The sequence below is a fragment of the Pseudomonas sp. NMI760_13 genome (assembly GCF_021283245.1).
Taxonomy (GTDB): domain Bacteria; phylum Pseudomonadota; class Gammaproteobacteria; order Pseudomonadales; family Pseudomonadaceae; genus Aquipseudomonas; species Aquipseudomonas peradeniyensis.
In genome coordinates this window covers 279,496-298,952 of the sequence record NZ_JAJSRC010000001.1, presented here as the reverse complement: position 1 = coordinate 298,952, position 19,457 = coordinate 279,496, and the positions used below count along the sequence as shown (strand labels likewise).

The window sequence follows — 19,457 nt, the reverse complement described above, 5'->3', positions numbered from 1 at the left end:
CAATACAGGTCGTGTTGATGCTGCAGTATGGGCAAAAAAGCTTTCTGATCGTCGACGACTTCACCGACTTCCGCACCTCGACCCGCTCGATGCTTCGCGAGCTGGGCGTGCGCGACGTCGACACCGCCGACAGTGGCGAACAGGCGCTGCGCATGTGCGGGCAGAAGCGCTATGACTTCATTCTCCAGGACTTTCACCTGGGGGACGGCAAGAAGAACGGCCAGCAGGTGCTCGAGGACATGATCCTCGACAAGCTGATCAGCCATGAATGCGTGTTCATCATGGTTACCGCCGAAAGCAGCCAGTCCATCGTGCTCAGTGCCATCGAACACGAGCCCGACGCTTACCTGACCAAACCCTTCAACCGGGTCGGCCTGGCCCAGCGCCTGGAGAAGCTGACCCAGCGCAAGACGCTGCTCAAGCCCATTCTCCAAGCCCTTGATCGCGGGCGCCCGGCCGAAGTGCTCGCCGCTTGCGCCGAGCTGTGCAAGAAGGACCCGCGCTTCGCCCCGCTGTGCCTGCGCTATCGCGCCGACGCCCTGCGCGACCTCAATCGCTTCGAGGAGCTGGAGAAGTTCCTCAAGAACATCCTCGCCAGCCGCCCACAGCCCTGGGTCTACGCCGCGCTCGGCAGCCTGTTGCACAAGCGCGGGCAGAATGCCCAGGCCCAGGGTGTCTACGAGCAGGCCCTCAAGGCCTTCCCGATCATGCCCAACCTTTACGATGGCATGGCCGAGGTGCTGGTGGCCCAGGGCGAGACCCGGCGTGCCCAGCACATGCTCGAGGAGGCGGTGCGTCTGTCGCCGCTCGCCGTGCGCCGCCAGGCCGCGCTGGGCAAGCTGGCGCTGGACAACGCCGACTTCGAGAGTGCCTCCAAGGCCTTTCGCCATGCGGTGAACCAGGGGCAGAGTTCGCGCTACAAGGACGCCGAGAGTAATCTGGGGCTGGTCCAGGCGTTGATGAACAAGAACAGCGGCAACGGTCTCGATGCCCGTACCCGGGTCGAGATCAACACCGTGCTCAGCGAGGTGGCCAAGGAAAACGTCGAGGACCAGGGCCTGCAGGTGCGCGCGCGCCTGATGAAGGCCGCCAGCCTGCAGCAGGCCGGCGACCCGGAAACCGCCGCCAAGCTCACCGAGCAGGCCATGCAGCGCCTGGAGAAGATGGATCAGTTCTTCTCCGTGGAGGCGGCGCTGACGGTGGCCAAGCAGTTGCAGCAACTTGGCCAGGATGCGGCGGGTACCTCGATTCTCAAGGGTTGCGTGGAAACCTACGGCGACGACCCCAAGGTCATGCAGAGCGTCGCCAAGCTCACCGACGACCCGCTGGTGCTGGGGGCGGTGACCGAAGCCGTGGACCTCAACCGCCAGGGCGTGCGCAGCTACCAGGGCGGCCAGCTCAACGAAGCGCTGGGCATGTTCCGCAAGGCGTTGTCGTTGCAGCCGAAGAACATCAGCATCGCCCTGAACACCGCCCAGGCACTGCTGCGCATCGGCGGCGAGACGCCACCGCCGGCGCTGATGCAGGAGTGTCGCGACTGCCTCACCAGCGTGGCCGGCATTCCCGCCAGCGACAGTCGCTATGACCGTTACCGCAAACTGCACATCCGGGTCTTCGGCGCATGAACCAGGACAACCAGGGGCTGGACTTCTCCACGGTGATCGCCTCCACCGTGCACGACCTGAAAAACTCTCTTTCGGCGCTCACCCACGCCCACAGCCAGTGGCTGGCGCGCCTGCCCGAAGAGTTGCGCGGCGGTATCGAGCAGGGCGTGGTGGAGCATGAACTCAGCCACCTGAACGGCATGCTCGTGCAGTTGCTGGGGCTGTACAAGCTGGGCGTCAACCAGTTGCCCATCTGCCCCGACTACCACGAACTGGACGACTTCATCGAGGCCCAGCTGGCGGCCCAGGAAGACGTGATCAAGCACCGCGACATCCTCGCCACCTGGCGTATCGAGACCGAAAGCCCGTTGGGTTTCTTCGACCGTGAGCTGGTCGCCTCGGTGGTGGCCAACGTGCTTACCAACGCCATCCGCTATGCTGGGCACGCCCTGCTGATCAGCATCGAGGAAGAGGGCGAGCAGTTGGTGATCAGTGTCAACGACGATGGCGCCGGTTATCCACAGCGCATGCTCGAGCGCCAGCACGACTACGTGCAGGGCATCGATTCGCAGAGCGGCAGTACCGGACTGGGGTTGTACTTCGCCGCGCGAATTGCCGCGCTGCATGAGCGCAACGGCGTGCGCGGGCGGATCGAGATCGCCAATGGCGGTACGCTGGGGGGCGGCTTGTTCCGCTTGTACCTGCCTTGAACCGCAGCACGGCGTTGGCCGCCGTGCCGCCTCAGGCGCGAAGGGGCCGCGAAATGGCCGGTGCAGCCATCACTCGGCTGCTGCGCCTTCGAGCAGTTCGGCCAGCGCATCCGGCTGGCTCTTGAACGCCCGGGCGAACACGTCGCGGTTCTTGGCCATGTAGATACCGGCTTCCTCGACTTGCTGTTCGCTCAGCGACGGTACGGCTTTGTGCAGTACCTCGGCCAGGCGTTCGGCCAGTTCGAGCATCTTGTCGTGACGGTCTGCTTCGGCCTTATCCATGAACAAGCGCTCCGGGTCGCGGCTGCTGCGGTACACCACTTCGACGGCCATTCATCACCTCTGTGCCTTTTTGCTGATGGGGTTACGGATAACTGTATTTTTATACAGTACATCGCCAGGCCATCGCCCTGCAACCGCAATGATGGCCCGGCAAACTGAAAATCAGCGTAGCCCACAGGTGCCCTGCGGCAATCGGCCGCCTTCCAAGACAGTGGCCGTGGCCCTTTAACTGCATGGCACAAGACCTTCAGCCGTATCTAGGAATCGAACATCGTGAACATCAAATGGGCAGAAAGACTGCGCAAGGGCCTGCACGGCTCCGCCGACTCGCTGGGCAACCTGTGCGTGGAAGCCTTCCACTACCTGGCGCTGTTCGGCATCGGCGCGATCACCGCCTATGCGGCGGTGGTGACCTTCCTGGACATGCTGGGCAAGGGCGGGGTCAGCGTCGATGACATCCTGCTGCTGTTCATCTACCTGGAGCTGGGGGCGATGGTGGGGATCTACTTCAAGACCAACCACATGCCGATTCGCTTCCTGCTCTACGTGGCGATCACTGCATTGACCCGCCTGCTGATCGGCGACGTCTCGCACCACAAGGCACCGGATGTCGGGCTGCTGTACGTGTGTGGCGGCATCCTGCTGCTGGCCTTCGCCATCCTGGTGGTGCGCTACGCCTCCTACCGCTACCCGTCGACCAAGGCGCTGGATGCCAGCGGCAAGGAAGTGGACGAGAGCAAGTAGCCCTCAGTTGGCAATGCCGGCGGCGGGAAAGCGCTGTTCGCCATGCCAGGTGCGGGTCAGGGCCGCCAGCACCTCAAGTGGGTTCTGCCCCAGCTCGATGGCCAGGCCCAGGCGGATGCTGTCGATGACCCGCTGCAGGCGCACCGGATCGTTGCGCTGGGCCTGGCTGATCAGGCGCCTGGCGACCACGCCGCTGTCGTCGGACAGGGTCAGCATGATGCTGCCGTCCAGGCGCTCGATGCTCAGGTTGACCCGGTATTCGGGGGCGAAGGCGGCGCTGATCTGGTCGAAAGGGTTGTTCATGGTCGGTCCTGCACTGAATGACTGCAGGGGTTGACCGGGGCAAGGGTGGGTTGGTTCAGGCCCGCTGATCGGCACGCAATGAAAACGCCCGGCGCAAGGCCGGGCGTTTTCATTGGACACATTCGAGTGTCAGGCGTCTGGATCGCTCTGTTCCAGGATAGCGCGCTTGCTGCGCAGCTTACCGTAGAAGTGCTCCAGGGCGTGGTTCAGCTTGCTGGCGGCGCCATCGACGGCATGTTCCAGCGAAGTGGCGGTGTGGGTCACGGAAATCGGCTGGTGGCCTTTGGGGCGAGCCTCCATCTGGCAGCGTTTGTCGTGCGGTCCGGGCTTGGCGCCGTTGTCGTCGCGCAAGTGGACTTCGATACGGGTGAGGTCGTCCTCGTAACGTTCGAGGCTGCTCTGCAGTGTGCTGCGGACCCACTCGTTCAAGCGGACGTTGCCTTGGATCTGGTTGCTGCTGTTGACCTGGATTTGCATGATTCAATCCTTATTCAGCTTGCTCGCGAGAGGCGTGCCTAGGCCACTGAGGGCGTTGGGTTTTCTGCGCCTCTTGACTCTAAAGTCAGGCAACCGCCGGACGAATTCAAGCCCTTTTGCAAAATAAATTTCCTGTTGCAAATCGGCCCGCTCGCAGCGATACCTGCCGATCACTGCAATCAATGATGCTGTGACACGCACCTGGTGGCCCCTAAGCTCGGGCGCATCCATCTCATCCCTCGGGAGCGCCGCATGTCCAGCAACCCTCTGTTCCAGCCTTTCACCCTCGGCTCCCTCGACTTGCCGACCCGCGTGGTCATGGCGCCGATGACCCGTACCTTCTGCCCCGGCGGCGTGCCCCACGACGGCGTGGTCGAGTACTACCGCCGCCGTGCCGCCGCCGGTGTCGGCCTGATCATCACCGAGGGCACCACGGTCGGGCACAAGGCCGCCAACGGCTACCCCAACGTGCCGCGTTTCCACGGTGAGGATGCCCTGGCCGGCTGGAAGCGCGTGGTCGAGGCCGTGCATGCCGAGGGCGGGCGCATCGTGCCGCAGCTGTGGCACGTGGGCAGTGTGCGCCGCCTGGGTACCGAGCCGGACGCCGCGGTTCCGGGCTATGGCCCGAGCGGCAAGGAAAAGGACGGCCAGGTGCTGGTCCACGGCATGAGCCGGGAGGATATCCGCGAGGTGATCGCCGCCTTCGCCCAGGCGGCGCACGATGCCCAGGCCATCGGCATGGACGGCGTGGAGATCCATGGCGCTCACGGCTACCTGATCGACCAGTTCTTCTGGGACGCCAGCAATCGTCGCGATGACGAGTACGGCGGTGACCTGGCCGGGCGCTCGCGTTTCGCCATCGAACTGATCCAGGCCGTGCGCGCGGCCGTCGGCCCGGACTTTCCGATCATCCTGCGTTTCTCGCAATGGAAGCAGCAGGACTACAGCGCGCGCCTGGTGCAAACCCCCGAGGCCCTGGCAGCGTTCCTCAAGCCCTTGTCCGAGGCCGGCGTGGATATCTTCCACTGCTCCACCCGGCGCTTCTGGGAGCCGGAATTCGAGGGCAGCGAGCTGAACCTCGCCGGCTGGACCCGCCAGCTCACCGGCAAGCCGACCATCACCGTGGGCAGTGTCGGCCTGGACGGCGAGTTCCTGCAGTTCATGGTGGCCACCGACAAGGTGGCCAAGCCCGCCAGCCTCGAAGGGCTGTTGCGCCGCTTGCAGGACCAGGAGTTCGACCTGGTGGCCGTGGGCCGCGCCCTGCTGGTGGATGCCGAGTGGGCGCGCAAAGTGCGGGACGGGCGTGAGGACGATGTGCTGCCGTTCAGCCGTGAGGCGCTGACGACCCTGGCTTGATCACCAGCGGCAGGGCCTGTTCGCGGGCAGCATGCGGCTCGCGGCAGGCGCCGTACAAGTAGCCCTCGAACTGCTCGACGATCGCCAGCCAGCCCTGGCGGCTGGCGTGTTGGCGGGCATTGAGGCGCACCCGGCGCAGGGTTTCGCCTTCCTCCAGCAACCAGCAGGCGGCGTCGATGAACGCCGCCTGGTCCCCCGGCATGGCCAGGGCGCCGCTGTGGCCGTGGCGGATATGCTGGGCGGCGGCGGCCTCGTCGTAGGCGACCACGGCCAGGCCCGAGGCGAGCGCCTCGAGCACGACGTTGCCGAAGGTTTCGGTCAGGCTCGGGAACAGGAACAGGTCGCCGCTCGCGTAGTGCTCGGCCAGCACCTCGCCGCGCTGTGCGCCACAGAACATGGCATTGGGCAGTTGCTGTTCGAGCTGGCCACGCATCGGGCCATCGCCGACGATCACCAGGCGCAGCCGCCGCTGCGGATAGGCCTTGCCCAGGGCCTCCATGCAAGGGCGCAGCAGGGCCAGGTTCTTCTCTGCGGCCAGGCGCCCGACATGCAGCACGGCAATGTCATCCACACCCAGCCCCCACTGCTCGCGCAGGGCCTGATTGCGCCGTGCCGGGTTGAACAGGCTGGCGTCGACCCCGCGGGCCATCAGGCCGAGCCGTTCGAAGCCGCGGCGCTCCAGCTCCAGGCGCTGGCTGGCGCTGGGCACCAGGGTGATGGCGGTGCGCCGGTGGAACCAGCGCAGGTAGTGGGTGAGCAGTCGTGACAGCAGGCCCAGGCCATATTGTCCCGAATACTGCGGGAAGTTGGTGTGAAAGCCGCTGACCACCGCCACGCCCAGTCGCCGGGCGGCGCGCAGGGCGCTCAGGCCCAACGGGCCTTCGGTGGCGATGTACAGCACATCCGGGCGTTGCCGGCGCCAGCGGCGCCACAGCTTGTGCATCGACACCTCGCCCCATTGCAGGCCAGGGTAGCCCGGCAATGGCCAACCCCGGCACAGCAGCAGGGTTTCGTCGTTGCCGGTCCCGTTGTCGGTGGCCTGGCGCGGGCGGATCAGCTCCACCTGGTGGCCGCGCAGGCGCAGCCCTTCGCTGAGGCGGCCAAGGGTGTTGGCCACGCCATTGATCTCGGGTGGGAAGGTTTCGCTGACCAGGGTGATACGCAGGGACGGTGTGCTCATGGGGAAAAGTCTGGGCCGCCCCCGTTGCGCCCATGTGACGTCTTTGTGACGTGCGTATGACGCCTGATTTCCGGCACTTGCACCCGTTTGAATATTTCCTTGCAACGCACTCAAGAACTCTTGTCACGCAGCCGATGCAGAGGCATTCGACTACAGGAATTCGCTCCGGGAGAGCGGCCATGTTCAACAGCAAACTGAAGAAAGAAATCCAGCAACTGCGCGAAGAGCTGATGTCCATCGAGCAGGTCAAGAACAGCCTCGACAGCGAGATGCTGGTGCTCCAGCTCGACCCCCAGGGGCGCATCGAGTCGGTAAACAACAACTTCGAGGCCGAGATGGGCTATCGCGCCGAGCAACTGATCGGGCGCAACATCGAAGAGATCGTGCCGGCGCATGTGAAGAAGCTCGATTTCTACCAGCGCATGAAGCACGCCATCACCCGTGGCGAGCACCTCAACGGCGCCTTCCGTCTGCTGCGCGGCAACGGTGACGAGGCCTGGCTGCGTTCGATCCTGCAACCGGTCAAGGACAGCCAGGGGCGTATCAAGTACTTCTCCCTGCACTCCAGCGACCTGACCCGCACCATCGAGACTTCCCGCGAGCACGAGAGCCTGATCAAGGCGCTGATGCGCTCCACCGCGGTGATCGAGTTCAACCTCGAAGGCCAGGTGCTGACCGCCAACGACCGTTTCCTGCAGACCATGGGCTACAGCCTGGAGCAGATCCGTGGCAAGTATCACCGGATTTTCTGCGAGCCGGAGGAGGCCAACTCGGCGGCCTACCAGGAGTTCTGGAACCGGCTGCGTCGCGGTGAGTTCGTCGCCGAGCGTTTCAAGCGCATCGATGCCCATGGCCGCGTGGTCTGGCTGGAGGCTTCGTACAACCCGATCATCGACGCCCATGACGTGCTGTACAAGGTGGTCAAGTTCGCCACCGTGATCACCGATCAGGTCAACCAGGAGCTGGCCGTGGCCCAGGCCGCCGACATCGCCTACACCACCTCGCTGGAGACCGACGACAGCGCGCGCAAGGCCACCGACGTGGTGACCCAGACCGTCGAGGTGATGCGCGGCCTGGAAGGTTCGATGCAGGACGCCGCCGATGGCATCCAGGCGCTGGACAAGCAGTCGAAGGTGATCGGCGCGATCATCAAGACCATCAGCGACATCGCCGGGCAGACCAACCTGCTGGCGCTCAACGCCGCCATCGAGGCCGCCCGCGCCGGCGAGCAGGGGCGTGGCTTTGCCGTGGTCGCCGACGAAGTGCGCCAGCTGGCCTCGCGCACCAGCAGCGCCACCGAGGAGATCGCCAAGGTGGTGCAGCAGAACGAACAGCTGGCCCAGGCCGCGGTGGACATCATCGACACCAGCAAGCGTCAGGCCGAGCAGGGCCTGGCCCTGGCCGCCGATACTGGCGGGGTGATCGTCGAGATCCAGGAAGGGGCGAAGAAGGTGGTGGATGCGGTGGGGCAGTTTTCCAGCCAGTTGAGCCACTGATTGGCTTCACACCGCCTGTGTAGGAGCGGCCTTGTGCCGCGAAAGGGCCGCAAAGCGGCCCCGGCGATCTCAGCTTGACGCATGAACCCTGGGGCGCTTCGCACCCTTTCGCGGCACAAGGCCGCTCCTACAGGATTGTGGGCGCTCAGGTGCGCTCACGCACCCAGAACAGCGTCGCCCCGGCCACCGCCGCCGGCATCATCAGCACGTTGACCCCCGGAATCATCAACGCGAGATAAGTGATCCCGCCAAAGCCCATCGACTGCCAGCGCTTCTGCCGCAGCCAGGCGAGCATGTCCTGCCAGCTCATCTTGTTGTTGTCCGCCGGGTAGTCGATGTACTGGATGGCCATCATCCAGATGCCGAACACCAACCACAGCGGCGCGGCGATCACGTTCGCCACCGGGATGAACGAGAGGATGAACAGGCCGATGGCCCGCGGCAGGAAATAGCCCAGCTTGCGCATCTCGCGGCTGAGGGTGCGTGGCACCATGGCTACCAGCTCGGCCCAGCTGAAGGGCGGGAAGTTGTCCTGGCCACGCACCACCACCTCGACCTTTTCCGCCAGGAAACCGTTGAACGGCGCGGCGATGATGTTGGCCAGCAGGGTGAAGGTGAAGAACACCATCAACAGCACCAGGGCGACGAACAGCGGCCACAGGATGTAGGTGAGGAAACTCAGCCAGTCGGGCAGGGTGGGCATCAGCGTATCGACCCACAGGCTGAACTGATGGCCGGCGAAGTAGATCAGGCCGCCGAACAGCAGCAGGTTGACCGCCAGGGGCAGCAGCACGAACAGGCGCAGGTTCGGGCTCAGGACCAGTTTCAGGCCCTCGCGCAGGTACTGGGGGCCGGACAGGACGGGGGCTTGCATCGGAATGCTCCGCTTGAGGAAAACGCGCTGACCTTACCGAGTTTGGCGCGCCGACGGAAGGAGCCGCACCTCTGGGAAACGGCGTGTAACAAAGCACTGGGACAATGGTTGTCGGATAGAGACTGTCTATAAGGTGGATTGTCGAAGGATATTTCCTTAATCTCTGCGGCCTCGCTACAGTGCGCTCAACTTTTTCGGTTTTGGACCAACGCGTTGTAGCCTTCCCCAAGTGCTGCGTGGGTCCCTTTTAATTCCAGCTGGCGCAACCGGCACCTAGATGCTGGACCCGTGCGGCCCGCTCGACAGGAGTTCGACATGTCTGAAGTACGTCATTCGCGCGTCATCATTCTCGGTTCCGGCCCTGCCGGTTACAGCGCCGCGGTATATGCCGCCCGCGCCAACCTCAAGCCGCTGCTGATCACCGGCATGCAGGCCGGCGGCCAGTTGACCACCACCACCGAAGTCGACAACTGGCCGGGCGACCCCCACGGCCTGACCGGCCCGGCCCTGATGCAGCGCATGCAGGAGCACGCCGAGCGCTTCGAGACCGAGATCGTCTTCGACCACATCAACGCCGTCGACCTGGCCAACAAGCCGTTCACCCTGCAGGGTGACAGCGGCACCTACACCTGCGACGCGCTGATCGTCGCCACCGGTGCCAGCGCCCGCTACCTGGGCCTGCCGTCGGAAGAGACCTTCATGGGCAAGGGCGTGTCGGCCTGCGCCACCTGCGACGGTTTCTTCTACCGCAACAAGCCGGTCGCCGTGGTCGGTGGCGGCAACACCGCAGTGGAAGAAGCACTGTATCTGGCCAACATCGCCAGCAAGGTGACCCTGGTCCACCGCCGCGACACCTTCCGCGCCGAGAAGATCCTGATCGACAAGCTGCACGCCCGTGTCGCCGAAGGCAAGATCGAGCTCAAGCTCAACGCCACCCTGGACGAAGTGCTGGGTGACAACATGGGCGTGACCGGTGCGCGCCTGAAGAACAACGACGGCAGCTTCGACGAAGTCAAGGTCGACGGCGTGTTCATCGCCATCGGTCACACCCCGAACACCTCGCTGTTCGAAGGCCAGCTGACCTTGAAGGACGGCTACCTGGTGGTCCACGGCGGCCGTGAAGGCAATGCCACCGCCACCAACGTCGAGGGCGTGTTCGCCGCCGGCGACGTGGCCGACCACGTCTACCGCCAGGCCATCACCTCGGCCGGCGCCGGCTGCATGGCGGCCCTGGACGTCGAGCGCTACCTGGACGGCCTGGCCAACGCCTGAGTCGGTACCACAGCATGAAAAAACCGGCCCTCTGGCCGGTTTTTTCATGTCTTGAATCTGCTGTGCCTTGACTGGCCTCTTCGCGGGTAAACCCGCTCCCACAGGGGGCACCGCATTTCTGTGGGCGCGGGTTTACCCGCGAAGAGGCCAGTCGATGCGCCAAGTCTCTTAAAGGCTCAGGCGCATCGACAGGTCCACCGCCTTCACATCCTTGGTCATCGCGCCGATGGAGATGTAGTCCACCCCCGTCTCGGCGATCACCCGCAGGGTGGTCTCGTTGACGCCGCCGCTGGCCTCCAGCTTGGCCTTGCCGGCGGTGATGCGCACCGCTTCGCGCATCTCGTCCAGGGTCAGCTCGTCGAGCATGACGATATCGGCCCCGGCCGCCAGCGCCTGGCGCAGTTCGTCCAGGCTTTCCACCTCGATCTCCACCGGCTTGCCCGGAGCGATGCGGTGCGCCGCCGCCACGGCCTCGGCCACGCCACCGCTGGCGGCGATATGGTTTTCCTTGATCAGGAAGGCGTCGTACAGGCCGATGCGATGGTTGTGGCAGCCGCCGCAGGTGACCGCGTACTTCTGCGCCAGGCGCAGGCCGGGCAGGGTCTTGCGGGTGTCGAGCAGACGCACCTGGGTGCCTTCCACCAGGTCGGCCAGGAAGCGCGCGCGGGTTGCCACACCCGAGAGCAATTGCAGGAAGTTCAATGCCGAGCGTTCGCCGCTGAGCAGCGAGCGCGCCGGGCCTTCGAGGTGGAACAGCACCTGGTTGGCCGTGGCCCGCTCACCGTCGGCCACCTGCCAGTGCACCGCCACCCGTGGGTCGAGCTGGCGGAATACCGTATCGACCCAGGCGGTGCCGGCGATCACGCAGTCCTCGCGGGTGATGATGGTCGCCTTGGCCAGGCGCTCGGCCGGGATCAGCTGGGCGGTGATGTCGCCGCTGCCGATGTCCTCGAGCAGCGCGCGGCGCACGTTGGCTTCGATTTCGGCAGTCAGGTCGGCGAGGCGTAGGTTCGGCATGGTCGGCTCCACAAGCTAGGTGCCGGCGATTATAGGGCAGGGGGGCTGCGTGTACAGCTGCCGGGCCGATGACCTTTGGTCAGGCGGTTTGAGCATTCTTGCGAACGCACTGTCAGTTGAGGCGTGCGAAAGGCGTGCTGGCAGCTATCAGTGTTTTCACTGATAATAGCGCCCAGTATTTGGCGTCATAGCTTTGACGATTCCCTTCCAGTCGAACAACGTAACATCCAGCAAGGAGTCCGGGATGCATGATGAAGGCAAGGTGGTGCCCCTGGCGGCTGCCATCGACCGGGGTGCGCGCGCGCCCTCGCCATGCCTTCCCGTGCTGCTCCTGCAGGTGCGCGACAAGGCTGCCCTGCAATTGCGCCAGGGCTTGCAGGCGCTGTTCGACAATGCCGACGACACCCTGTTCGAAATGGCCGACAAGGCCAGTGGTCGCCTCGATCAGAACCTCTACTTCGAAGCCATGCGCGACCTGCGCCTCAAGCGCAAGAGTATTGAACGAGGTTTCCTCGACACTTTCTACGAGGCCTTCGCCCGCATCGGCCAGGGCGACGGGCTCGAGTCCCTGATCAGGGCGCAGACGCAGGACAAGCCGTCGCTGGAGCGCTCGGTGGCCGTGCAGGCCATGGTCGATCGGGTGCTGTCCCGCGACGGCTTCCTGTTGGAGCAGTTGAACCTGCGCTTCTCCACGCTGCTGGAGTTGCCGCTGGCCAGCGCAGGCAATCCCCTGGGCCCCGGCAACCTGTGTGGCTATTTCCTGGACGCCGGGCGCAACCTGGGAGTCGGCGCCCGCGTCAAGATGGTGCTGCTCAAGCTGTTCGAGCGCTACGTGCTGCGTGACCTCGACCTGCTCTACGGCGAGGCCAGCCAGTTGCTCGCCAGCGCCGGTGTACTGCCGCAGCTGATGCCCGCCCCGCGGCGCCGCGCCGAGGACCGGCGCAGCATCGCCCGGCGCGTCCCGGCCAGCCCGGCGCTGGGCGGCTTGTCCGACTCCGCCGGCCAGGCTTTCTTCGCCTCGGTGCAGACGCTGCTGGCGCCGGTGCGCGGGCGTGTCGCGCCGCGGTTGCAGGCGGCCGGATCCGCGCAGCCGACCAGCACCGGCGACCTGCTGCGCCTGCTCACCCACCTGCAGCACTATGTGCCGGCCCCCGGCGAGCCGGATGACTTCAACCTCGGCCAGCAGCTGGAGCAGTTGTTGCTGCGGGTCAGCGTGCGCAGCGGTACGCGGCGGCGGATCGCCACCGACGACGAGGACACGATCAACCTGGTCGACCTGCTGTTCGCCTACATCCAGGGCGACGACAACCTGCCGGCCAGCCTGCGGGCGCTGATCGTCCGCCTGCATATCCCGGTGCTCAAGGTCGCGCTGATCGACAAGGGCATGTTCAGCCGCGCCAGCCACCCGGCGCGCCGCCTGCTCAACGAGATCGCCGCCGTGGCCATCGGCTGGGAGAGCGATGCCGAGGGGCTGCGCGACAGCTTGCACCTGCGGGTCGAGCGCATCGTCCAGCGCCTGCTCAATGACTTTTCCGACGACTGTGCAGTGTTCAACGAACTGCTCGATGAGTTTCTCGCCTTCAGCCAGGACGAGCGCCGGCGCAACGAACTCCTCGAACAGCGCACCCGCGACGCCGAGGAGGGGCGTGCCCGTGCCTTGCAGGCCCGCCAGCGGGTACAGCAGGAGTTGAACGACCGCCTGCATGGCCGGGTACTGCCGCAGGTGGTGGTGCAGATGCTGGTGCAGTCCTGGAGCCAGGTGCTGCTGCTGGCCTGGTTGAAGCAGGGCGAGGCCTCGCCGGCCTGGGCCGACGCCCTGGCGACGGTGGACGACCTGCTGGTCAGCATTGCCCCGTACCGTGAGCCGCAGCGCCTGCTGGAGCAGGTGCCGGGCCTGCTCAAGGCCTTGCGCGACGGCCTGGCGGGGGTGGCGCTGGACTCTGCTGCCACTCGTGATTTCTTCCTGCAACTGGAAAAACTGCACCTGCGTGCCTGCGGTGGCACGCCGGAGCCGGACGCCGCATTGGATGAAGTGTGGCTGGAGGAGGCTATCGTGCTGGCGGTCAGCGACGAGTCCGCCCTTGCCCCTGGCCTGCCGCTCGATGACCAGGAGCCGGCATTGCGCCAGGTGCAGCGCCTGCAGGTCGGCACCTGGGTCGAAGTGATGGACGACGACGAGCCGCTGCGTTGCAAGCTGGTGGCGCGCATCGACAGCAATGATCGCCTGGTCTTCACCAACCGCACCGGCATGAAGGTGCGCGAATGGAACCGCATGGGCCTGGCCCTGGCGCTGCGCCGTGGCGAGGTGCGCCTGCTGGACGACGGCCTGCTGTTCGAGCGGGCGCTGGAAGCAGTGCTGGAGCAGTTGCGCGGGCAGCAGGCCCAACAGAGCTGAATTTCCCTACACAATCATTTACATGCAAGCACCGGCCGGCCACGGCATACTGGGCACCTGTCTCGGGCGTCATTTCAGGATCTGCACCATGCAATTGGACCGTGCGACCGGCTGGTTCAGCGGCGTCAGCCACTGCCCCTCGCCGAACTTCAACGCCCGCCCCGAGGGCGAGGCCATCGCGCTGCTGGTCATCCACAACATCAGCCTGCCACCGGCCTGCTTCGGCACCGGCAAGGTGCAGCAGTTCTTCCAGAATCGCCTGGATCCGAATGAGCACCCCTATTTTGCCAGCATCAACCACCTGACCGTCTCGGCGCACCTGTTCGTCGAGCGCGATGGCGCGGCGACCCAGTTCGTTTCGTTGCTCGACCGCGCCTGGCATGCCGGCGTGTCGCGCTTCGGCGAGCGCGAGGGCTGCAACGATTTTTCCATCGGCATCGAACTGGAGGGCACCGACGAACTGCCCTACACCGATGCCCAGTACGCCACCCTGGAGCGCCTGACTCGCGAGATCCGCGCGGCATGGCCTGTGATCGACGCCCAGCGCATCTGTGGCCACAGCGACATCGCCCCGCAGCGCAAGACCGATCCGGGCCCGGCCTTCGACTGGCCGCGCTACCGGGCCGCGCTGCAACGCAACGAGGACAAGGCATGAGTTTTCTGGTGTTGGTGCTGGCGCTGTGGGTCGAGAAGTTCTCGGCCCTGCGTCAGCGGTTGCAGCGCGACGGCTTCTACCTGGGCGAGCTGGTGCGCCTGGAGCGCAGCGGCAAGGTCCACCCGTGGTGGACGCTGGGCATCCTGGTCCTGGCGCCGGTGGCGCTGCTCGCGCTCTTGCTGCATGTGCTGGAGCCGGTGGCCTACGGTCTGCTGGCGTTGCCGGTGCACCTGCTGGTGCTGGTCTACAGCCTCGGCCGAGGCGATGTGAAGGCGGCGCTCGGGCCGTTTCGCGACGCCTGGCGCCGCGGTGACGACCAGGCTGCGCTGCATGTGGCCGAACGCGACCTGGGGCTGGCTGCCGACGATGCCCAGAGCCTGATCAAGCGGGTCCAGGGCCACCTGCTGTGGCAGGCCTACCAGAGCTTCTTCGCGGTGATCTTCTGGTACTTCCTGCTCGGCCCGGGGGCGGCGCTGGCCTACCGCCTGCTGGCGCTGACCATGGACCACAGCCGCCAGCCGGCGCTGCAAACCCTGGCCGGGCAATTGCGTCATGCCATGGACTGGCTGCCGGTGCGGGTGATGACGGTGAGCTTCGCGCTGGTCGGCAACTTCGTCGCGGTGACCCGGGTGATGTTGCACGAGCTGCTCGATTGGCACGTCAGCGCCGGGCACCTGGTGGCTAAGGTCGGTCGGGTGGCCGACGATATTCCCGAGGAGGAAGACCGCCAGCATGGCCTGGAGCGCCTGGACAGCCTGTGGGAGCTGCTGCTGCGCTGCGCGGTGTTGTGGTATGCCTGCTTCGCCCTGTGGACCGTGCTGGTCTGAAAACTTTAATCACCTCCTTGTAGGAGCGGCTTCAGCCGCGATCACCCGCGAAGCGGGTGCCAGACTCCGCGGTGCCCGCATCGCGGCTAAAGCCGCTCCTACCGAACCGCGCTTAACCATAAGTTACAAACCTTGATTCCAATCTGCGCTATACAAAGCCACTGGCCCTAGATGGCCTTGTGCTACCCCGCAGAACAACAAGAATTCAAGGAGGTGACCTGTGAAGCGTCTGCTCTATCCGGCCATCGCACTGATGAACCGGCTGAGCTTCGGCATGAAGTTCAGCCTGATCAGCGTCCTGTTCTTCCTGCCCATGCTGGTCACCAGTTTTTACCTGGTCCGCGACGCCTATAACCAGCTGCAGGCCACCCGCGGCGAACTGCAGGGGCTAGCGCCGCTGTCCGAAAGCCTGGCCTTGCGCGGCGATCTGGAGACCCTGGGCAACCTGCTGCAGATCAACGCTGTGCTGGGCCAGTCGGGCCAGGCTGGCGATGTGGAAAGCCGCATCGGTGCCCTGCAGGACAAGGTCCAGGCCCGGCTCGACGGCCTCAAGGGCAGCGACCCGGCGCTCGAGGCCAAGCGTGCCGAGCTGGCCGAGGCCTTTGCCCGCGCCCGTGAGGAAAGCTCGCTGCAGAACAAGGCGGCGCTGTTCGACAAGTTGCTGGCCCAGGCCCAGGTGCTGGGCAAGCTGGTCGCCAGCCAGTCGGGCTTGAACCAGGACAGCCAGGCTTCGGTGCGCCAGCTGAGCGAACTGGTCGGCAACGCCACGGCGCAGGTCACCCAGGCCCTGGGCGAAGGCCGGGCGATGGGCGCGGTGGCCCTCGGCCGCGGTTTCATGGATTCCTCGGGCAGCGCGCGCTTCGAAGACCTGCTGCAGCGCCTGGAGCGGCTGTCCGCCGACTATGCCATCCGTCTCGACGATGTCCTGGCCAGCGATGCCGGGCTCAGGGCCGCGCTGGCCAGCGATGCCCAGGCCAGCCAGGCCACGGTCAAGCAGGCCGCGACCCTGTTCGAGGACCAGGTGGTGGTGGCCGAGACCCTGGATGCGCCCTGGGCCGGCTTCTACCAGCAGACCAGCGACCTGATGGCGCAGACCTACCGCTTCAACGACGCCGTCCTTGCCCACCTGCACGGCCAGCTGGAGGAGCGCCTGGGCGAGCATCGCCTGCGCACGGTCGCGCTGGTCGCGGCCCTGGCCACGGTGTTCGCGCTGATCATCTACCTGTACGGCGGCTTCTACGTCTCCACCCGGGAAACCCTCGGCAACCTGGGCAACGCCATGGACAAGGTGGCCGCCGGCGACATGACCATCAGCTTCAAGGCCAACAGCCAGGACGAACTGGGCGAGTTGGGGCGTGGCTTCAACGAGACGGTACGGCGCATTCGCGGGCTGATCGAGCAGGTCGGCAAGACCGTGACCACGGTGGAGGAGCAGGCCGGGCAGGTGCTGTCGGTGTCGAGCCGCAGCAACCAGGCGGTCAGCGGCCAGCGCGAGCAGATCGAGCAGGTGGCCACGGCGATGAACCAGATGAGCGCCACCGCGCAGGAGGTTGCCCGCAGCGCCGCCCTGGCCGCCGAAGGCGCGCAGCGGGTCAACCACGAGAGCGCCTCGGGCCGCGACCTGGTGGAAAGCCAGCAGGGCAGCATCGCCCGCCTGGCCGGCGAGATCGACCAGAGCGTGGCGGCGGTGAACCAGCTGGCGGGCGACAGCCAGGCCATCGGCCGGGTGCTGGAAGTGATCCGCAGCATCGCCGAGCAGACCAACCTGCTGGCCCTCAACGCCGCCATCGAGGCGGCCCGGGCCGGCGAGCAGGGCAGGGGCTTCGCCGTGGTCGCCGACGAAGTGCGGACCCTGGCCCGGCGCACCCAGGACTCCACCGAAGAGATCGCGCAGATGATCCAGCGCCTGCAGGATGGCGTGGGCGCGGCGGTGCGGGTGATGGGCAGCAGCCACCAGATGGCCGCCGGTACCGTGGACGAGGCGCGCCAGGTGCAACAGGCGCTGGGCAATATCCTTGGCGCGGTGGGCGGGATCGTCGAGCAGAACCAGCAGATCGCCGCCGCCGTCGAGCAGCAGACCGCCGTGGCCCACGACATCGACCAGAACATCGTGGCGATCAACCGCGCGGCGCAGGACACCACCGAGGGCGCCTGCCAGACCGAGGACGCCAGCCGGGCGTTGTCGGCGCAGGTGGTGGAGCTCAAGCGGTTGATCGGGGCGTTCAGGGTCTGATCGAGGGCAGCGTGAATCCCGTGTAGGAGCGGCCTTGCGCCGCGAAAGGGCCGCAACGCGGCCCCAGCGATCTTTGTGTCAACACCGAAATCCTGGGGCTGCTACGCAGCCCTTTCCGGCCGGTCCGACGCCTCGGCAAGGCCGCTCCTACAGGGACCGCGTCGGTCTACCAGCCAAACACCTCGCAGGCATTGCGACTGCTGGCCTCGGCCAGCAGCCCCGGCTCGATCCCCATGACTTCGGCCAGCGCCCCGGCAATCTCGGGTAGATGCTCCGGGCTGTTGCGCTGCCCCGGGAACATCGCCGGCGCCATGTCCGGCGCGTCGGTCTCCAGCACCACGCTGTCCAGCGGTAGCCTTGGCAGGGTCTTGCGCAGGCGTAACGCCTGGGGCCAGGTGCCGGCACCGCCGAGTCCCAGCTTGAAGCCGAGCTTGATGTATTCCCGCGCCTCTTCGTAGCTGCCGGCAAAGGCATGGATGATCCCCGCCCGCGCCGGCTTGTAGCGCTTGAGCGTGGCGATTACCTGGGCGTGGCTGCGGCGCACGTGCAGCAGTGACGGCAGTTCGAAGTCGCAGGCCAGTTGCAGCTGGGCTTCGAACAATGCCTGCTGGCGCGTCGGGTCCAGTTCGGGCAGGTAGAAGTCCAGGCCGAACTCACCCACCGCGCACAGCCGCGGATCGCCGCGCAGGCGTTCCAGCCAGTCGCGTAGCTGCGCCAGGTGTTCGGGGCGGTGCTGCTCAAGGTAGATCGGGTGCAGCCCCAGCGCCGCGTACACGCCTTGGTTGGCGCAAGCCAGGTCCCAGACCCGCTGGAAATTGTCCTGGTACACCCCCAGCACCACCACGCGCTCCACCCCGCGCGCCGCCGCGTTGGCCAGCAGGCGCGGGCGGTCGGCGTCGAAGTCGGGGAAGTCGAGGTGGGTGTGGGTGTCGATCAGGCGCATGTTCAGGCCTTGGCGATCCGTTGCTTGAAGGTGCGGCCGATGGCGTGCACACCGGGCTCGTAGCGCTTGTCCTCGATGGCGGCCAGGGCCAGTTCCAGCGCGGTGGCGGCGATCAGGCCGTGCTGCTGGGCCATGGCGTTGACCGGCAGCGGCAGGAAATCGAGCAACTGGTTGTCGCCGAAGGTGCCCAGTTGCAGCTCGCGGGATCCCTCAGGGCGCGCCTGGAGCGTGTCGAACACGCCTTGCAGCAGCACGTAGGAGGTGGTCACCAGGGCATCCGGCAGGCCGCCCAGCTCGTCGATCAGTTGCTGCATCAGGCGCTGGCCGCATTCGCGGCTGAAGGCCTCGCCCTGGTAGCGGCGCACGTCGCCGTCGAAGCCTTGCAGGGCCTCGTCGAAGCCACCGGCGCGGGCCTGGCTCACCGACAGCTCGGGGCGCGCGCCAATCAGGGCGATGCTGCGCGGGCGGGTTTTCAAAAGGCTCTGTGCCAGCTGACGGCTGGCGTCGCGGTCGTCGCTGATCACCGAGCAGAAATGCGCCGGGTCCAGGCGTCGGTCGATGGCGATCACCGGCAGGCCCTTGGCCTGCAGCTCGCGATAGCTGTCGTCTTCCGGCGGCAGGCAGCTGGCGACGAACAGCGCGTCGCAGCGGCGGGCGCGGAACAGCTGCTGCAACTGGCGTTCGCTGTCGGGCTGGTCGTCGCTGCTGGCGATCAGCAGTTGGTAGCCACGGGCACGGGCGCCTTGTTCCAGTTGCTTGGCGATGCGGGCGTAGCTGGGGTTCTCCAGATCCGGGAGAATGAAGCCCAGGGTGCGCGTGTGGCGGCTGCGCAGGCCGGCGGCCTGGGGGTTGGGCGTGAAGCCATGGGCCTCGACCACCGCACGCACGCGCTCGACGGTGCTGTTGCTGATGCGCTGTTGTTCGGCCTTGCCATTGATGACGTAGCTGGCGGTGGTCACGGACACACCGGCCAGACGGGCGATATCGCTGAGTTTCACCGAATTTTCCTTGTTGTTTCCGGGACTGGCCACGGGGCTGGACCGGCTAGTTTCACCCATCTACGGTCCCGCGCGCAGACGACCATTGTCG

18 protein-coding genes and 2 pseudogenes are annotated in these 19,457 nt (G+C 66.1%); 12 read left to right on the top strand and 8 right to left on the bottom strand.

What is annotated here, in order from left to right:
* The first annotated feature begins 17 nt into the window (after positions 1–17).
* A complete protein-coding gene (locus LU671_RS01290) occupies positions 18–1,625 on the top strand; it encodes a tetratricopeptide repeat protein (protein WP_232854715.1) in 1,608 nt (535 codons plus the stop codon).
* Positions 1,622–2,314: a sensor histidine kinase gene (locus tag LU671_RS01285; RefSeq protein WP_186713188.1), complete on the top strand. Its 693-nt coding sequence runs from the start codon at positions 1,622–1,624 to the stop codon at positions 2,312–2,314. Before LU671_RS01290 ends, LU671_RS01285 begins: the two co-directional genes overlap by 4 nt.
* Positions 2,315–2,383: 69 nt before the next feature.
* On the opposite strand, the gene LU671_RS01280 is transcribed toward LU671_RS01285, so the two are convergent.
* Positions 2,384–2,647: a YebG family protein gene (locus LU671_RS01280; protein ID WP_186713189.1), complete on the bottom strand. Its 264-nt coding sequence runs from the start codon at positions 2,645–2,647 to the stop codon at positions 2,384–2,386.
* A 222-nt stretch (positions 2,648–2,869) separates the two neighbouring features.
* On the opposite strand from LU671_RS01280, the gene LU671_RS01275 reads away from it, so the two are divergent.
* Positions 2,870–3,340, top strand: a complete 471-nt coding sequence (locus tag LU671_RS01275) for a phosphate-starvation-inducible protein PsiE (protein ID WP_050703765.1) — start codon at positions 2,870–2,872, stop codon at positions 3,338–3,340.
* A 3-nt stretch (positions 3,341–3,343) separates the two neighbouring features.
* Here LU671_RS01275 and LU671_RS01270 read toward each other — a convergent pair whose 3' ends face one another.
* Both LU671_RS01270 and LU671_RS01265 read right to left on the bottom strand, forming a co-directional pair.
* Complete coding sequence (locus tag LU671_RS01270; protein ID WP_198743699.1) at positions 3,344–3,643, bottom strand: DUF3509 domain-containing protein; 300 nt, start codon at positions 3,641–3,643, stop codon at positions 3,344–3,346.
* Positions 3,644–3,772: 129 nt separating this feature from the next.
* Positions 3,773–4,120, bottom strand: coding sequence for an HPF/RaiA family ribosome-associated protein (locus LU671_RS01265; RefSeq protein WP_203647969.1), 348 nt, complete (start codon positions 4,118–4,120; stop codon positions 3,773–3,775).
* A 252-nt stretch (positions 4,121–4,372) separates the two neighbouring features.
* Between LU671_RS01265 and LU671_RS01260 the strand changes: the two genes are divergently transcribed.
* Positions 4,373–5,476 carry an NADH:flavin oxidoreductase gene (locus LU671_RS01260; protein WP_232854714.1) on the top strand — a complete coding sequence of 368 codons (1,104 nt, stop codon included), beginning with the start codon at positions 4,373–4,375 and terminating at the stop codon, positions 5,474–5,476.
* Here LU671_RS01260 and LU671_RS01255 read toward each other — a convergent pair.
* Positions 5,445–6,656, bottom strand: a complete 1,212-nt coding sequence (locus LU671_RS01255) for a glycosyltransferase family 4 protein (protein WP_232854713.1) — start codon at positions 6,654–6,656, stop codon at positions 5,445–5,447. The genes LU671_RS01260 and LU671_RS01255 overlap by 32 nt on opposite strands.
* A gap of 56 nt (positions 6,657–6,712) precedes the next feature.
* On the opposite strand from LU671_RS01255, the pseudogene LU671_RS29610 reads away from it, so the two are divergent.
* Both LU671_RS29610 and LU671_RS29605 read left to right on the top strand, forming a co-directional pair.
* Positions 6,713–7,558, top strand: a pseudogene (locus LU671_RS29610) (PAS domain-containing protein); the annotation flags it as partial.
* A 162-nt stretch (positions 7,559–7,720) separates the two neighbouring features.
* On the top strand, positions 7,721–8,152 hold the full coding sequence (locus LU671_RS29605) for a methyl-accepting chemotaxis protein (protein WP_371923703.1): 432 nt from the start codon (positions 7,721–7,723) through the stop codon (positions 8,150–8,152).
* A 145-nt stretch (positions 8,153–8,297) separates the two neighbouring features.
* Here LU671_RS29605 and cysZ read toward each other — a convergent pair whose 3' ends face one another.
* Positions 8,298–9,026: a sulfate transporter CysZ gene (gene cysZ / locus LU671_RS01245; protein WP_232854711.1), complete on the bottom strand. Its 729-nt coding sequence runs from the start codon at positions 9,024–9,026 to the stop codon at positions 8,298–8,300.
* 315 nt (positions 9,027–9,341) lie between these two features.
* Between cysZ and trxB the strand changes: the two genes are divergently transcribed.
* Positions 9,342–10,298, top strand: coding sequence for a thioredoxin-disulfide reductase (trxB, locus tag LU671_RS01240; protein WP_232854710.1), 957 nt, complete (start codon positions 9,342–9,344; stop codon positions 10,296–10,298).
* A 168-nt stretch (positions 10,299–10,466) separates the two neighbouring features.
* On the opposite strand, the gene nadC is transcribed toward trxB, so the two are convergent.
* Complete coding sequence (nadC, locus tag LU671_RS01235; protein WP_232854709.1) at positions 10,467–11,315, bottom strand: carboxylating nicotinate-nucleotide diphosphorylase; 849 nt, start codon at positions 11,313–11,315, stop codon at positions 10,467–10,469.
* Positions 11,316–11,559: 244 nt separating this feature from the next.
* Between nadC and LU671_RS01230 the strand changes: the two genes are divergently transcribed.
* The 5 genes and pseudogenes from LU671_RS01230 to LU671_RS29595 all read left to right on the top strand — a co-directional run bounded on the left by LU671_RS01230 (position 11,560) and on the right by LU671_RS29595 (position 17,425).
* Entirely contained in the window at positions 11,560–13,710 is a 2,151-nt protein-coding gene (locus tag LU671_RS01230) for a DUF1631 domain-containing protein (RefSeq protein ID WP_232854708.1), read from the top strand.
* A gap of 88 nt (positions 13,711–13,798) precedes the next feature.
* Positions 13,799–14,365 (top strand): 1,6-anhydro-N-acetylmuramyl-L-alanine amidase AmpD, encoded by a 567-nt coding sequence (ampD, locus tag LU671_RS01225; RefSeq protein WP_232854707.1) that lies wholly within the window; start codon positions 13,799–13,801, stop codon positions 14,363–14,365.
* On the top strand, positions 14,362–15,192 hold the full coding sequence (gene ampE, locus LU671_RS01220; protein WP_232854706.1) for a regulatory signaling modulator protein AmpE: 831 nt from the start codon (positions 14,362–14,364) through the stop codon (positions 15,190–15,192). The genes ampD and ampE overlap by 4 nt, the downstream gene beginning before the upstream one ends.
* Before the next feature lie 253 nt (positions 15,193–15,445).
* Positions 15,446–16,567, top strand: a pseudogene (locus LU671_RS29600) (HAMP domain-containing protein); the annotation flags it as partial.
* A gap of 144 nt (positions 16,568–16,711) precedes the next feature.
* A complete protein-coding gene (locus tag LU671_RS29595; protein ID WP_408005701.1) occupies positions 16,712–17,425 on the top strand; it encodes a methyl-accepting chemotaxis protein in 714 nt (237 codons plus the stop codon).
* Between the two features lie 166 nt (positions 17,426–17,591).
* Here the strand turns inward: LU671_RS29595 and LU671_RS01210 are convergent, their stop codons facing one another.
* Together LU671_RS01210 and cra are read right to left on the bottom strand one after the other, a co-directional pair.
* Positions 17,592–18,368, bottom strand: a complete 777-nt coding sequence (locus LU671_RS01210) for a TatD family hydrolase (RefSeq protein ID WP_203647959.1) — start codon at positions 18,366–18,368, stop codon at positions 17,592–17,594.
* Between the two features lie 2 nt (positions 18,369–18,370).
* On the bottom strand, positions 18,371–19,366 hold the full coding sequence (cra, locus tag LU671_RS01205; RefSeq protein ID WP_186713203.1) for a catabolite repressor/activator: 996 nt from the start codon (positions 19,364–19,366) through the stop codon (positions 18,371–18,373).
* Positions 19,367–19,457: the final 91 nt, after the last annotated feature.